Origin of the sequence: Lysobacter gummosus (assembly GCF_001442805.1) — a bacterium.
GTDB classification, from domain to species: Bacteria; Pseudomonadota; Gammaproteobacteria; order Xanthomonadales; family Xanthomonadaceae; genus Lysobacter; species Lysobacter gummosus.
The window spans coordinates 1,478,554-1,492,048 of the sequence record NZ_CP011131.1 but is presented as its reverse complement, the minus strand read 5'-3'; the positions used below and the strand labels follow the sequence as shown (position 1 = coordinate 1,492,048).

Sequence of the window (13,495 nt, the reverse complement as noted above, 5' to 3'; positions counted from 1 at the left end):
TCGGGGGAATATTGCCCTTGAATTGCCGCGCTTTTACCGGCATCGTGCGCAATCCATACGCCAGCGTATTCAGCCAGCATGTCCACGGCCGTCCCTTCCGGTTCGAACCCGCCCGCGTCCGCGGCCTCCGACGCCCTGTCCGGCGGTCCGCATCCCTTGTATCCGCACCTGTTCGCGCCCTTGGACCTGGGCTTTTGCACCCTGCCCAACCGCGTGCTGATGGGCTCGATGCACACCGGGCTGGAAGACAAGGCCGCCGACTTCCCCAAGCTGGCGGCGTATTTCGCCGAGCGCGCGGCCGGCGGCGTCGGCCTGATCGTCACCGGCGGCTTCGCCCCGAACATCGTCGGCTGGCTCAAGCCCTTCGGCGGCAAGCTCAGCTGGCCGTGGGAAGCGGGCAAGCACAAGCAGGTGACCCGCGCGGTGCACGAACACGGCGGGCGCATCTGCATGCAGATCCTGCACGCCGGCCGCTACGGCTATCACCCGCTGCAGGTGGCGCCGAGCAAGCTCAAGGCGCCGATCAACCCGTTCACCCCGCGCGCGCTGTCGGCCGGCGGCGTGGAGCGGCAGATCAAGGCTTTCGTCAATTCGGCGCGGCTGGCGCGCGAGGCCGGTTACGACGGCGTCGAGGTGATGGGCTCGGAAGGCTATCTGCTCAATCAGTTCACGGTGCCGCGCACCAACAAGCGCAAGGACGGCTGGGGCGGTGAGGCGCCGCAGCGGTTCCGCTTCAATGTCGAGATCGTGCGCCGCATCCGCGAGGCCTGCGGCCCGGATTTCATCATCGTCTACCGCCTGTCGATGATCGACCTGGTCGATGAAGGCTCGACCTGGAGCGAGGTCATCGCCCAGGCCCGCGCCATCGAAGCGGCCGGCGCCACCCTGATCAACACCGGCATCGGCTGGCACGAGGCGCGGGTGCCGACCATCGCCACCTCGGTCCCGCGCGGCGCCTTCACCGGCATCACCGCGCGGCTGAAACCCGAGGTGCGCATTCCGCTGGTCACCACCAACCGCATCAACATGCCCGATGTCGCCGAGCGCATCCTCGCCTTTGGCGAGGCCGACATGGTGTCGATGGCGCGGCCGCTGCTGGCCGACGCGGACTGGGTCAACAAGGCGCGGCGGCAGCGCGCGGCCGACATCAACACCTGCATCGGCTGCAACCAGGCCTGCCTGGATCACGTGTTCGCGAACAAGCACGCCAGTTGCCTGGTCAATCCGCGCGCCTGCGCCGAGACCGAACTGAACTACCTGCCGACCAAGGCGCCCAAGCGCGTGGCCGTGGTCGGCGCCGGCCCGGCCGGACTGGCCTGCGCCACGGTCGCGGCCGAGCGCGGCCACCGGGTGACCTTGTTCGACAGCGCCGAGCGCATCGGCGGCCAGTTCAATCTGGCCAAGCGGATCCCGGGCAAGGAAGAGTTCTACGAAACCCTGCGCTACTTCGCCGGCCGGATCGAACAGACCGGCATCGACCTGCGCCTGAACACCACCGCCGACGCCGCGGCGCTGGCCGACTTCGACGAGATCGTGCTCGCCTCCGGGATCAAGCCGCGGCAGGTGGCGTTCCCCGGTTCGGACCATGCCAAGGTCTGCTCGTACCTGGACGTGCTGCAGGGCCGGGTGGTGCCGGGCAAGCGCGTGGCCATCATCGGCGCCGGCGGCATCGGCTTCGACGTGGCCGAATTCCTGGTCCACGACGGCCCCCACTCCGACGAACAGCCGCACCACCCCGACCCGGCGCGTTGGCGCGCCGAATGGGGCGTGGACCTGGATTACGGCGACAACCGCGGCGGCCTGAGCGAGCCGCGGCCCGAGCCGCCGGCGCGTCAGGTCTGGCTGCTGCAGCGCAGCCCGGGCAAGCCGGGCGCGAAGCTCGGCAAGACCACCGGCTGGATCCATCGCGCGACCTTGAAGGCCAAGCAGGTACGCATGATCGGCGGGGTCGAGTACCTGGGCCTGGACGAGGAAGGTTTCCGCATCCGCGTGGAAGGCAACGAGCAGGTGCTGCCGGTCGATCAGGTGGTGATCTGCGCCGGCCAGGAACCGTACAAGCCCCTGGCGGCGGCGCTCGCCGACAGCGGCAAGCCGGTGCACGTGATCGGCGGCGCCGACGTCGCGGCCGAACTCGACGCCAAGCGCGCGATCGCGCAGGGCAGCCGGCTCGCGGCCAGTCTGTAATCGGCCGGCGTTGGCGACGCGCGCGATCGACGCGCGTCGTCTTCGCGAACGTGCTCGCGCGTTTTCGCCGATGCAGTCTTCGCGCGTTTGCGTTCGCGCATACATATATATGTGTGCGAGTTGCGTGCACGCGCATGAGCGCGCGTCGGCGCATGCGCCGCCGATCCGGCGCCGCCAACCCCACCTGTAGCCGTCGCGCGAACGCCGACCACGACATCCGGTGGCCCCCTTGCGGGCCGTTTGGCCCTCCTCCCCTGTTCAGATTTGCCGCGAGGGCCGCCAATCCCAGGACGACCCGAGTCCACTGCCGTCCGGAGACGCCAAAACGCGGACCATACGGTCCTGAACCAGCTGGCTCAAACCAGTCTGAGACAGGCCCGGCACGCTTCCTGCCGGGACAAAGCCCTGTAGAACCAAGTACCTAGCGCCTGTTCAGAATAAAAACTCCAACTAAATTAGAAGCTTGGAAATAGACATTCAGGCACGGTTTGGTTAGCCGTCGCTACCTTGCGCCAACTTTTCCGCCGCCCCCTGCAGAGGCGGCACCCACCACCGCCCCGTAGCCCCATTTGGCTCGGATTCCGGTGACGGGGCAAAAGCGCGCCGTTAGAGCCGCTGCCCTCCCCAGTACGCCATGTCGGCCTCACCGCGGTCGCGCTCTCTCGTTCGAGAGATCGACGTCCCCTGTGCGTCCGACGCAACGGAGCAAGGAGTCATATGAAACTGGCTTGGATTTTGTGGCTCGCCTCCGTGCTGCCACCGCAAACCGCCGATTCGCTGTGTTTGAGCACCACCGTGTACCTGGAAGCCCGCGACCAGTCCCAGCGCGGCCAGCAAGCCGTCGCCGAGGTCGCCCTGCGCCGTCGCGACAGCGGCCTGTGGGGCGACACGGTCTGCGAGGTCGTCACCGCCAACAAGCAGTTCGCGCCGACCCTGGTTTCGCCGGGCACGCGTCTGAACAACTCCGAGGCCTGGGCCGAGTCGGTCAACGTGGCCTTGGCCGCCGAACGCAACTGGGCCCTGCCGGCCGGTCAGCGCAAGGAGATCGTGCCGGGCGCGAGCCACTTCGCCGCGCACGCGATCGCGAGCCCGTCGTGGCGCAACGCGTATCAGGTCGCCACCATCGGCGATCACACCTTCTACAAGGTGCAGAAGCTCAAGTCGCGTCGCGGCTGAGTCGAATCCGGGAATCGGGAATGGAGAATCGTGAATCGGCGAACAGCCGCTTTTACGATTCCCGATTCTCCATTCCCGATTCCCGGGCTTCGTAACACTGCGTTGCAGCTCCCTGCTTGAGGATGCGAAGCAGGTCGGTGATAGTCGCCGGCTTGTTTACTTATTCCAGAGGGGATACGGATGAAGCTCTACAGCAAGCCCGGCGCGTGCTCGACCGCGGACCACATCGCATTGCAGTGGACCGGCGGCGCGTTCGAAGTCGAAGTGATGAACAAGGACACGATGAAGGCTGCGGCCTTTCTCGCCATCAATCCGGCCGGCGCGGTGCCGGCGGTGGTCGATGGCGCGTTCGTGCTCACTCAGAACGCGGCGATCATGGGCTACATCGCCGATACGTTTCCGCAAGCGCAATTGACCGGCGACGGCAGCGCGCAACAGCACGCCGAAGCCGCGCGTTGGCTCGCCTTCGTCAATTCCGACCTGCATCCGGCGTACCTGCCGATCTTCGGGCCGGGCAAGTTCCATCCCGATCCCGCCCAGGCCGACACCGTGCGCCAGCACGCGCGCGAACGCGTGCGCGCGATGTACGCCACCGCCGATCAGCGCCTCGCCGATCGCCAATGGCTCGCCGGTTTCCGCAGCTACGCCGATCCGTATCTCTACATCACTCTGCGCTGGGCCGATTCGGTCGGCATCGATCTGTCCGGCTACGCGCATCTGGCCGCGTTCAAGCGCCGCATGGAAGCCGACAGCGGCGTGCAGGCGGCGTTGAAGGCGGAAGGCTTGCTTTGATTTGAGCTGGTGGAATGTTCCCTCTCCCGCTTGCGGGCTGAGCGGACGCGGCTTGCGAGCCGCTGGCTCGCGCGTCCGCGAACGCCCGAAGGCCACGCGTTCGGGCAGGGCGCGGCCAGGGTGAGGGACGTTTTTTCGCTTGATTGCATGCGCTCGCGACATCCGCGATTCGCGCGCCCTCACCCCAACCCCTCTCCCGCAAGCGGGAGAGGGGCCTCATGGATTCGTGCTTGATAAGTACGCAACCGCGACGACTACGCGCCCGCGAATACTCAGCTTCCCGTAGCGAAGCGCGCCTCGATTTCCGCCGCGATATCGTCCTTGCGCACCTTCCCCAGCGCCGCGCTCAGATCCGGCAGCAATTCGGCGAGTTCCTCGCTGTTGCCGCAGCGCTCGATCTTCAACTGCAGGAAATAGCCGCGCAGGCCCAGGTGCTCGCGCACGGTCTCGCTCATCAGGGTGTAGAGCGTGCGATAGCGCTCGGCCGTATCGGCCGGCGCGGCGCCGTTGACCGCGGCCGGCAGCGCAGCCGGCGTCGGCGAATGCGCGAGCTGGGTCGCGGCGACCGCGGCCGAAGAAGCGATCAAACCCATCGTTTCCAGCTGTTCCAGCGCATCGCCCGGCCCGTGCAGGCTGGCGATGAGGTCGCGCAGATGCCGCGCGCTGCGGTCGCCGTCGACGATCAGCAGGATCGATCGCAGCACCGTCGGCAGCTTGCGCGTGCGGTGCTGGATTTCATCGCGACCTTCATTGGTCTTGACCGGAACATCACTGTCGCGCATGGCCTTCCCTCGTGCTCGATCCGTCTCACGACGGAAGTTCCGGAACCCGGCAACGCGGCATCACTCACTGCGAAGATGCATTCGCGCGCTCGGCCAGCACCGACGACTCCGGCTGGCACCGGACTATGACACCCGATTCCATGACGATTCTGTGTCCTATTCGACGATAGTCGTATGCGGACGAACGTCAACCCACAAAGGTCGGATGCAACGAAAAAGGCCAGACGTTCGCCTGGCCTCGTTCGTGTCCGTATTGCGTTTGAAGCGCCGCCGCGCGGGGCCGCGGCGGGCGCGATCAGCGCTTGTCGATCGAAACGTACGGGCGATCTTCCGGGCCGGTGTAGTTGGCGCTCGGGCGGATGATCTTGCCGTCCTCGCGCTGCTCGATCACGTGCGCGCTCCAGCCGGTGGTGCGGGCGATCACGAACAGCGGGGTGAACATCGGCGTGGGAATACCCATCATGTGATAGGCCGAGGCCGAATACCAATCCAGGTTCGGGAACATCTTCTTGCTGTCCCACATCAGGTTCTCGATGCGCTCGCTGACGTCGAACAGCACCTGGTTGCCGCCGTCCTTGCACAGCGCGCGCGAGATTTCCTTGATGATCGGGTTGCGCGGGTCGCCGGTGGTGTAGACCGGATGGCCGAAGCCGATGACGATTTCCTTGCGCTCCACGCGGGCGCGGATGTCGGCCTCGGCCTCATCGGCGCTGCCGTAGCGCGAGATGATGTCCATGGCGACTTCGTTCGCGCCGCCGTGCTTGGGACCGCGCAGCGCGCCGATCGCGCCGGTGATGCACGAATGCATGTCCGAGCCGGTGCCGGCGATGACGCGCGCGGTGAAGGTGCTGGCGTTGAACTCGTGCTCGGCGTAGAGGATCAGCGACTTGTCCAGCGAATCGGCCAGCAGCTGGCTCGGCGGCTCGCCGTGCAGCAGGTGCAGGAAGTGCGCGGCGACCGAGTCGTCGTCGGTCTCGCAATCGATGCGGCGGCCGTTGCGGGTGAAGTGCCACCAGTACAGCAGCATCGAACCGAAGCTGGCGATCAGGCGGTCGGCGATATCGCGCGCCTCGCTGGCCGGATGGCCGTCGCGCTCGGGCAGCACGGTGCCCAGCACCGAGCAGCCGGTGCGCAGCACGTCCATCGGATGGGCGTTGGCCGGAACCAGTTCCAGCGCGTCGGTGACGATCGCCGGCAGGCCGCGCAGGCGCTTGAGCTTGGTCTTGTAGGCCTTGAGCTGCGAAGCGGTCGGCAGCACGCCGTGCACCAGCAGGTGCGAGACTTCCTCGAAGGTGGACTTGGTCGCCAGATCGTGGATGTCGTAGCCGCGGTAATGCAGATCGTTACCGCTGCGGCCGACAGTGCACAGCGCGGTATTGCCCGCGGCGGTGCCGCTGAGGGCAACGGATTTCTTCGGCTTGGGCAGGGTCTGTTGCGTATCGCTCATGGTCCTTCCTCATTAAAGTTGTCTTTTATTCCCTATTCCCTCTCCCGCTTGTGGGGTGAGGGGCCGCGCTTGCGAGCCATTGGCTCGCGCGGCACCGAACGCCCGAGCGCTATGCGCTCGGGCCGGGGTGTGGCAAGGGTGAGGGCGTGCGAATTCCGGCTTACGTCGCTGGCTTGAAGTTTCGCCTGCCCTCATCCGGCCCTTCGGGCCACCTTCTCCCGTAAACGGGAGAAGGGAATTCGGTCAACCGGTTTTCTTCGCGAACAACGCGTCGAGCTTGCCCTCGAACGCGTGATACCCGATCCGGTCGTACAACTCCTCGCGCGTCTGCATGGTCTCGACCACGCCCTTCTGATGCCCGTCGCGACGGATCGACTGATAGACGTTCTCGGCCGCCTTGTTCATCGCGCGGAACGCCGACAGCGGGAACAACTGGATCGCCACGCCGGCCGAGGCCAACTCGTCGCGGGTGAACAACGGCGTCTGCCCGAACTCGGTGATGTTCGCCAACACCGGCACCTTCACCGCATCGACGAAACGGCGGTAGGTCGGAAGGTCGTAGGCGGCCTCGGCGAAGATGCCGTCGGCGCCTGCTTCCACGCAGGCGATGGCGCGCTCGATCGCCGCGTCCACGCCATCGACGGCGATCGCGTCGGTGCGCGCGATCAAAAAGAAATCCGCATCGGTCTTGGCATCGGCCGCGGCCTTCACGCGATCGGCCATTTCGCCGGCCGAAACGATTTCCTTGCCCGGACGATGACCGCAGCGCTTGGCGCCGACCTGGTCTTCGATGTGGCATGCCGCCGCGCCGGCCTTGATCAGCGACTTCACCGTGCGCTCGATGTTGAACGCGCTCGGGCCGAAACCGGTGTCGATGTCCACCAACAACGGCAGATCGCACACGTCGGTGATGCGGCGCACGTCGATCAGCACGTCTTCGAGCGTGTTGATGCCCAGATCCGGCAGCCCCAGCGAGCCCGCGGCGACGCCGCCGCCGGACAGGTAGATGGCGCGGTAGCCGGCGCGCTTGGCCAGCAGGGCGTGATTGGCGTTGATCGCGCCGATGACCTGCAACGGCGATTCTTCGGCGAGCGCGGCGCGGAACTTAGCGCCAGCGGAGGGTAAGGTCATCTTGAAGCTCCGGGTGGCCCGGTCGGGGCGATCCGGACATTTTAACCCGCGGCGCGGACCGGCCGATGACGCCACCGGCCCGGGAGCCGATGGCGGCCGCCGCCGCAAGCGCCTGAATGCGCAAAGTCGCGCGAAAAACGCGCATGGATGCGACCTCGATCGCGATGCCGGGCATCGCCCGCGCCGCCCGTGCCTCCGCGCGACTGCGCCGACCGGGCCGGGCCGCGGCACTTGCGCGCAACGCGACGCGCACCACCGTCTCGCTCAGCCGATCACCTGCTCCACGCTGCCGTCCTGCGCGCGGATCTCGGTCTTTTGCACCTGCAACAGCAGACTCGGGAAACCCTCGACCTCGTACTCGCCGGCCTGTGCGCGCAGGCGCGCGACCAGACTGCGCATCGCGCGATCGTCCAGGCGCAGGTGCAACGCGCCGTCGATGGCTTCCGCGCTGTTGCGCGCGGCCGGCTCGAAGACGATCCGCGCATCCGGCCCGACCACGGTGAAGGCATGCCCGAACGGCAGGCGCAGCGGCAGCAAGGCCAGCAGTTCGCCGACCTGACGCGCGCCGATCGATATCTGGGTCAGCGGCCGCCGCAGCAGACGCTTGCGTTGCTCCCAGCTCAGCTGATCGGTGTAGATCATGCCGACCGAGGAACCCTCGCGCGCGGAGCCTTCCGCCAGCCGCGCGGCGACATCCGAATCGGCCAGCAGCGAACCGCGTTCCAGATCGGTCACCCACAGTGGCAGATAGTCCTTGAACACGTCCAGCACCTTCAAGGTGGACCAGCGCTTGAGAGCGAATTCCTCCTCGTTGGTCAGACCGATCACCTGCAGGAATTCGACCCGGCCGTTTTCGCTGTCGATCGCCGACAGCTCCGGATCGTGCGCGAAGGCGACCGAGCGGATCGCGGTATCGCTGTCGGCGGCGATCGGGCCGTTGGTGTTGAGGTAATGGCCGGCATGGAAAGGATGGCCGCTGTCGAACACGTAGCGCGCCAGGTTCTGCAGGAAATTCAGCGCCCAGGCCGGCGGTTCTTCGCTGTCGTCCGGATCGCTCAGGCGCAAGGTCAGTTCAAAACCGTAGCCGCTGAGCTGCGGATCGTCGGATTGTTTCTCGTACAGCTCGCTGAAACCGTAGGTGACGAAATGCCAATGCGGCACCGGCGTGATGCGCTTGTATGCGCTGATGCCCGGCAGCGGATCGGCGCCGCCCAGAGCTAAGCCGATCAAGGTGCCGTAGTGCTTGGGCTCTTGCCGCGGATAGATCCGGTTCAACGCGTGATTGATCGCGTCCCAGCCGGGGGCGCGATCCTCAGCGGTGGAGTGCTCGGTTTCGGATTGTCGCATCGCGTCCGCCTCGGATTTCGTCGGGCCAGCCATGCTCGCCAAGTGCGCAGATGCTAACGCTATTGCGGGAAAAATTTGTCAACGCGCACATTGGGTGATCAAAGGTGAATCATCCGCCCGCATCGGCACCACGTTCGAGCGCGCGGCGCACTTCGTCCAGGGCCGCCGGATCGTCCAACGTGGACAGATCGCCGGGATCGCGGTCTTCGGCCAGCGCCTGGATCGAACGCCGCAGTAATTTTCCCGACCGGGTCTTGGGCAGCGCATTGACCACGTACACCCGCGCCGGCCGCGCGACCGCGCCGAGCAACTGCACCACGCATTGCTGCATGCCGGCCGCGGCGAGCTTGGGGTCCTGCTCGCCGGACGGCTTCAAAGTGGCGAACACCACCGGCACCTGGCCCTTGAGTTCGTCGTGCACGCCGATCACCGCAGCTTCGGCGACGCTGGCGTAACTGGCGACGGACTCCTCGATCTCGCGCGTGCCCAGGCGATGGCCGGCGACGTTGATGACATCGTCGGTGCGGCCGAGGATGAAGGTGTAGCCGTCGTCGTCGCGGATCGCCCAGTCCAGCGAGCTGTACAGCAGTTCCTTGAAATGGCCGAAATAGCTCGACAGGAAGCGGGCGTCGTCGTTCCACACCGTGGTCATGCAGCCCGGCGGCAGCGGCGGCACGATCACCAGCACGCCTTTTTCGTTGGCGCCGACATCCTTGCCCGTGGCTTCGTCGATCACGCGCAGGTGATAGCCCGGCGTCGGCAAACCGGGCGAACCGAACTTGACCGGTTTCATGTCCAGCCCCGGCATCAGCGCCAGCACCGGCCAGCCGGTTTCGGTTTGCCAATAGTTGTCGATGATGGTCTTGCCGATGCCGTCGGTGATCCAGTGCGCGGTCGGCTCGTCCAACGGCTCGCCGGCGAGGAACAGCCACTGCAGCTGCGACAGATCGTGTTTCTTCAACCACGACGGGTCTTGCTTCTTCAGCACGCGGATGCCGGTCGGCGAGGAGAACATGGTGCGCACGCCGTATTGCTCGCAGATGCGCCACCAGATGCCGGGATCGGGATTCGTCGGCAGGCCTTCGTACAACACCGAGGTGGCGCCGGCGATCAGCGGGCCGTAGACGTTGTAGGAGTGGCCGACCGCCCAGCCGACGTCGGAGGTGGAGAACATCACCTGGCCGGCGCGGATGTCGTAGATCGACCACATCGACAAGGCCAGCGCGACCGCGTAGCCGCCGACATCGCGCTGCACGCCCTTGGGCTTGCCGGTGGTGCCGGAGGTGTAGAGCAGGTAGCTGGGTTCGTTGGACTCCAGCCACTGCACGTCGACTTCGACGCCGTCGTAGCGCGCGCGCAGCGCGGCGTAATCTACATCGCGGCCTTCGACGATGGAGTGATCCGGATCGAGCCCGCGGCCGACGATCAGCACGTGCGGCGGCGGCATGGAGGCCTCGGCGCAGGCGGCATCGACCAGCGGCTTGTACGGGATGACCTTGCCGCCGCGCATGCCGGCGTCGGCGCAGATCAGCAGCTTGGGTTCGGCGTCGTCGATGCGCAGCGCCAGGTTGTGCGCGGCGAAACCGCCGAACACCACCGAATGCACCGCGCCGATGCGCGCGCAGGCCAGCATCGCGAACACCGCTTCGGCCATGTTCGGCATGTAGATCACGACCCGGTCGCCGCGGCCGACATCCAGCGACTTCAGCGCCGCGGCGAAGGTGTTCACCTCGCGATGCAGCTCGCGGTAGCTCAGCTCCCGGGTTTGCCCGGTTTCGCTGGAGACCGCGACCAGGGCCAGTTGATCGCCGCGTTCGTCCAGGTGGCGGTCGATGGCGTTGTAGCAAAGATTGGTTTCGCCGCCGGCGAACCAGCGCCGGAACGGCGGCCGGGAATAGTCCAGGATCTGCTGCGGCGGGGTATGCCAATGGATCGCTTGGGCCTGCTCGGCCCAGAACGCTTCGGGCTGCTCGATCGAGCGGCGGTGAAACTCCTCATAGCGCATGCGACAGTCTCGGCCAGGGCATCCGCCCGCAGGCTAGACCACGGGCGTATCGGATGCGTTACGACCATGGTCTAGGCGCGCGGCCGTTGCGCGGACGTGAAATGCGCTTCGCTGGTCTCGGACGAAGCGATGGCGGGCGAAGCGTAGCCGACGAGCCGCCGCCAACGGAAAACGCCGGGGCCTCGCGGCCCCGGCGTTCACCGGCAAAGGCGGCGCACCGTTCCTTGCGCCGCCGGTTCGCCGATTCGGTTCCGGCGTGTTCGATTGCAGCGCCGCCGCGGTCGCGGCGGCCGAGTGCGAGACTCAGTCCGGACGCACGTCCACGCGCACGCGGATGCGATCGCCCGGGTTGTGGTCGGTGCGGGTGCGATAGGTCTTGCCCGCGTATTCGTAGGTGACGTCGTAGGCGCTGACCGCGCGTTCGCCGCCGGTGGAATAGTAGTTGCCGTTGCTCGACACCGGGTCGCACACCCGCACCGAGCCGGTGCGCGGCTGCTGGCTGCGCTTGTTCTGCTCGTAGATGCTGCGGCCGGCCATGCCGCCGACCATCGAACCGATCGCCGAGGTCGCATAGCGCGCGCTGCCGCCGCCGACCTTGCTGCCGAGCACCGCGCCGACGATGCCGCCGACCACGGTCGCCGCGGTGCGGCCGCCTTCGGTACCGGCGCTGCGGCGCTCGCTGCCGTAGGAGTCGTAATAGGAGTCGCCGTTACCGTTGCCGTCGCCGTAATAGCTGTCGCCCTGCACATAGGTCGGGCGCTCGTAGCAGCGCGGGCCGTTGACCGGCTGGGTGCTGTAGGTTTCGAACACCGGATCGACCCGGATCACCCGCGCGAAATCGATCTGCGAGCTGTAGCTGGCGTTGCTGGTGCTCTGCGGATAGGTGCTCTGCGGATAGCTGTTTTGCGGGTAGCCGTAGGATTGCGCCGAGGCGGCGCCGGTGACGGCGGCCAGCGCCAGGCCCAGGGTGGTGGCGAGCGAGCGGTTCATGGTGGACTCCCGGGCGCCGGGATGGCGCGAAGCGGATCGTCGGTCCGCAGCGGTCAACCCGGGCTGAATGCGGGTAGGCGCGGCGGATGCGGGCTTGCGGCGTTTACCTCGCCGACAGCCAGTCGGCCGCCTGCGCGGCCGTCCGCGCCGCGTCGCGGCCCAACAAGGGGCCGACATGGCTGCCGGGACCGACGATCAGATTGGCGCCGATCGCGGCGGCGAACCGGGCGGTGAGTTGCGGTTCCACGTCTTCGTCGCCCCGCGAGGCGATGCACAGCACCGGGCAGGCCGGCCGCGGCGCTTCGACGCCGGCCAGGGCGCGGCGCAGGACGGCGCCGGATTCGTCGCGCCAGCGGCGCTGGGCGTAGAGGATCGCGGCCTCGTCGGCATCGGGCATGGCGGCGCGGGTCGTGGCCAGGCGCGCATGGCGGCGCCAGGCGATGAGGTCGGGCCATTCGCGCGCGGGGCGCGCCGCGGCGTCGGCGCCTGGGATCGCCGGCCACGCCCACGGTTGCGGCCGCAGCGGGTTGATCAGGACCATCGCATCGGCCAGATCGCCGCACAGCCAGGCCAGCAGGCCGCCGAGGCTGGCGCCGATCACCGCGCGCGGACGCGGCAAGGCCGCCAGCGCGGCGCGCATCTGGTCGCGGTAGTCGTCCAGCGTGGTCGCTTCGATACCTTGCGGCGACGGCTGCAGGTCGGGCGCCAGCGTGTCCACGCCGCGCACGTGCAGCAGATCGCGCCACACATTCCACTCCCAGCCGCCGGCACCGGCGCCGTGGATCAGCAGGGCGTGGCGGATCGGCGGCTGCGAAGGCATTCGTGGGTGTCTGTCCTGAGCCCCTCTCCCGCTTCGCGGGAGAAGGGTTGGGGTGAGGGGCGCTTTGCGGATGCGGCGGCCATTGGCTGTCGCGTGCCCTCATCCGCCCCCCGCCTTCGCGGGGGCAGGCTCTCCGGGCACCTTCTCCCGCCAGCGGGAGAAGGCAGTTACACGAGCTTCGCTTCCAGACTCATCGGCACCGCGATCAGCGCCTTCGACACCGGGCAGTTGGCCTTGGCGTCCTCGGCGATGGCCTGGAACTTGGCCGCGTCGATGCCCGGAACCTCGGCGGTCACCTTGAGCCGGATCTGCGACAGGGTCGGGCCGCCTTCCATCGACAGATCGACTTCGGCGCGGGTGTCGAGCTTGGCCGGCGGATGCCCGGCCTCGGTCAACTTGGCCGACAAGGCCATGGTGAAGCAGCCGGCGTGGGCGGCGGCGATGAGTTCTTCCGGATTGGTGCCCTTCTCGTCGCCGAAGCGGCTGTTGAAACCGTAGCGGGTGTTGTCGAGCAGTCCGCTCTGCGGCGTGCTCAGGCGGCCCTGCCCGCTCTTGAGATCGCCTTCCCAATGCGCGGTGGCGTGACGCGAGATACCCATGTGTGGCTCCGGTGCGATGAGGGGAGGCCTAGGGTAGCCGGCCTGACGTTAAGAGCAGGAGTGAGTTCTCAGGAGTGAGAAATGAGTGGAAGAAAGAAGCGTTCGTCTGGCTCCTGTGCGCTCGTTCGTGTCTTTCTGCCGCAACGCAGCACGTGCATTGCAAAAGAGGTCGGCCACTCACTCCTCACTCCCGCGAACTCGTTCCTGCTCCCCTGCCGCACC

11 protein-coding genes are annotated in these 13,495 nt (G+C 67.2%); 3 read left to right on the top strand and 8 right to left on the bottom strand.

The window, feature by feature from the left end; translation table 11 throughout:
• The first annotated feature begins 78 nt into the window (after nucleotides 1–78).
• The 3 genes from LG3211_RS06100 to LG3211_RS06090 all read left to right on the top strand — a co-directional run bounded on the left by LG3211_RS06100 (nucleotide 79) and on the right by LG3211_RS06090 (nucleotide 4,152).
• On the top strand, nucleotides 79–2,184 hold the full coding sequence (locus LG3211_RS06100) for an NADPH-dependent 2,4-dienoyl-CoA reductase (protein WP_083512346.1): 2,106 nt from the start codon (nucleotides 79–81) through the stop codon (nucleotides 2,182–2,184).
• A 717-nt stretch (nucleotides 2,185–2,901) separates the two neighbouring features.
• Nucleotides 2,902–3,360 (top strand): cell wall hydrolase, encoded by a 459-nt coding sequence (locus LG3211_RS06095; protein ID WP_057942040.1) that lies wholly within the window; start codon nucleotides 2,902–2,904, stop codon nucleotides 3,358–3,360.
• Between the two features lie 180 nt (nucleotides 3,361–3,540).
• A complete protein-coding gene (locus LG3211_RS06090) occupies nucleotides 3,541–4,152 on the top strand; it encodes a glutathione binding-like protein (RefSeq protein ID WP_057942039.1) in 612 nt (203 codons plus the stop codon).
• 272 nt (nucleotides 4,153–4,424) lie between these two features.
• Here the strand turns inward: LG3211_RS06090 and LG3211_RS06085 are convergent, their stop codons facing one another.
• The 8 genes from LG3211_RS06085 to LG3211_RS06050 form a co-directional block, all read right to left on the bottom strand.
• Nucleotides 4,425–4,934, bottom strand: a complete 510-nt coding sequence (locus LG3211_RS06085; RefSeq protein ID WP_057942038.1) for a hypothetical protein — start codon at nucleotides 4,932–4,934, stop codon at nucleotides 4,425–4,427.
• Between the two features lie 295 nt (nucleotides 4,935–5,229).
• The gene (gene prpC, locus LG3211_RS06080; RefSeq protein WP_057942037.1) at nucleotides 5,230–6,381 is read right to left on the bottom strand and encodes a bifunctional 2-methylcitrate synthase/citrate synthase; all 1,152 of its coding nucleotides are present in this window, start codon (nucleotides 6,379–6,381) and stop codon (nucleotides 5,230–5,232) included.
• 243 nt (nucleotides 6,382–6,624) lie between these two features.
• Nucleotides 6,625–7,512 (bottom strand): methylisocitrate lyase, encoded by an 888-nt coding sequence (gene prpB, locus LG3211_RS06075; protein ID WP_057942036.1) that lies wholly within the window; start codon nucleotides 7,510–7,512, stop codon nucleotides 6,625–6,627.
• Nucleotides 7,513–7,776: 264 nt separating this feature from the next.
• Nucleotides 7,777–8,859: a suppressor of fused domain protein gene (locus LG3211_RS06070; protein ID WP_057942035.1), complete on the bottom strand. Its 1,083-nt coding sequence runs from the start codon at nucleotides 8,857–8,859 to the stop codon at nucleotides 7,777–7,779.
• A gap of 109 nt (nucleotides 8,860–8,968) precedes the next feature.
• Entirely contained in the window at nucleotides 8,969–10,864 is a 1,896-nt protein-coding gene (gene prpE, locus LG3211_RS06065; RefSeq protein WP_057942034.1) for a propionate--CoA ligase, read from the bottom strand.
• Between the two features lie 303 nt (nucleotides 10,865–11,167).
• Nucleotides 11,168–11,854 (bottom strand): glycine zipper 2TM domain-containing protein, encoded by a 687-nt coding sequence (locus tag LG3211_RS06060; RefSeq protein WP_057942033.1) that lies wholly within the window; start codon nucleotides 11,852–11,854, stop codon nucleotides 11,168–11,170.
• A 103-nt stretch (nucleotides 11,855–11,957) separates the two neighbouring features.
• Nucleotides 11,958–12,674, bottom strand: a complete 717-nt coding sequence (locus tag LG3211_RS06055; protein WP_057942032.1) for an alpha/beta hydrolase — start codon at nucleotides 12,672–12,674, stop codon at nucleotides 11,958–11,960.
• A gap of 167 nt (nucleotides 12,675–12,841) precedes the next feature.
• A complete protein-coding gene (locus tag LG3211_RS06050) occupies nucleotides 12,842–13,273 on the bottom strand; it encodes an OsmC family protein (protein WP_057942031.1) in 432 nt (143 codons plus the stop codon).
• Nucleotides 13,274–13,495 lie beyond the last annotated feature (222 nt).

What these genes read in the sequence shown, in the direction of transcription:
- prpC (WP_057942037.1), bottom strand. Translation starts at nt 6,381, where the DNA reads ATGAGCGATACGCAACAGACCCTGCCCAAGCCGAAGAAATCCGTTGCC.
- LG3211_RS06085 (WP_057942038.1), bottom strand. Translation starts at nt 4,934, where the DNA reads ATGCGCGACAGTGATGTTCCGGTCAAGACCAATGAAGGTCGCGATGAA.
- LG3211_RS06050 (WP_057942031.1), bottom strand. Translation starts at nt 13,273, where the DNA reads ATGGGTATCTCGCGTCACGCCACCGCGCATTGGGAAGGCGATCTCAAG.
- LG3211_RS06090 (WP_057942039.1), top strand. Translation starts at nt 3,541, where the DNA reads ATGAAGCTCTACAGCAAGCCCGGCGCGTGCTCGACCGCGGACCACATC.
- LG3211_RS06070 (WP_057942035.1), bottom strand. Translation starts at nt 8,859, where the DNA reads ATGCGACAATCCGAAACCGAGCACTCCACCGCTGAGGATCGCGCCCCC.
- prpB (WP_057942036.1), bottom strand. Translation starts at nt 7,512, where the DNA reads ATGACCTTACCCTCCGCTGGCGCTAAGTTCCGCGCCGCGCTCGCCGAA.
- LG3211_RS06060 (WP_057942033.1), bottom strand. Translation starts at nt 11,854, where the DNA reads ATGAACCGCTCGCTCGCCACCACCCTGGGCCTGGCGCTGGCCGCCGTC.
- LG3211_RS06100 (WP_083512346.1), top strand. Translation starts at nt 79, where the DNA reads ATGTCCACGGCCGTCCCTTCCGGTTCGAACCCGCCCGCGTCCGCGGCC.
- LG3211_RS06055 (WP_057942032.1), bottom strand. Translation starts at nt 12,674, where the DNA reads ATGCCTTCGCAGCCGCCGATCCGCCACGCCCTGCTGATCCACGGCGCC.
- prpE (WP_057942034.1), bottom strand. Translation starts at nt 10,864, where the DNA reads ATGCGCTATGAGGAGTTTCACCGCCGCTCGATCGAGCAGCCCGAAGCG.
- LG3211_RS06095 (WP_057942040.1), top strand. Translation starts at nt 2,902, where the DNA reads ATGAAACTGGCTTGGATTTTGTGGCTCGCCTCCGTGCTGCCACCGCAA.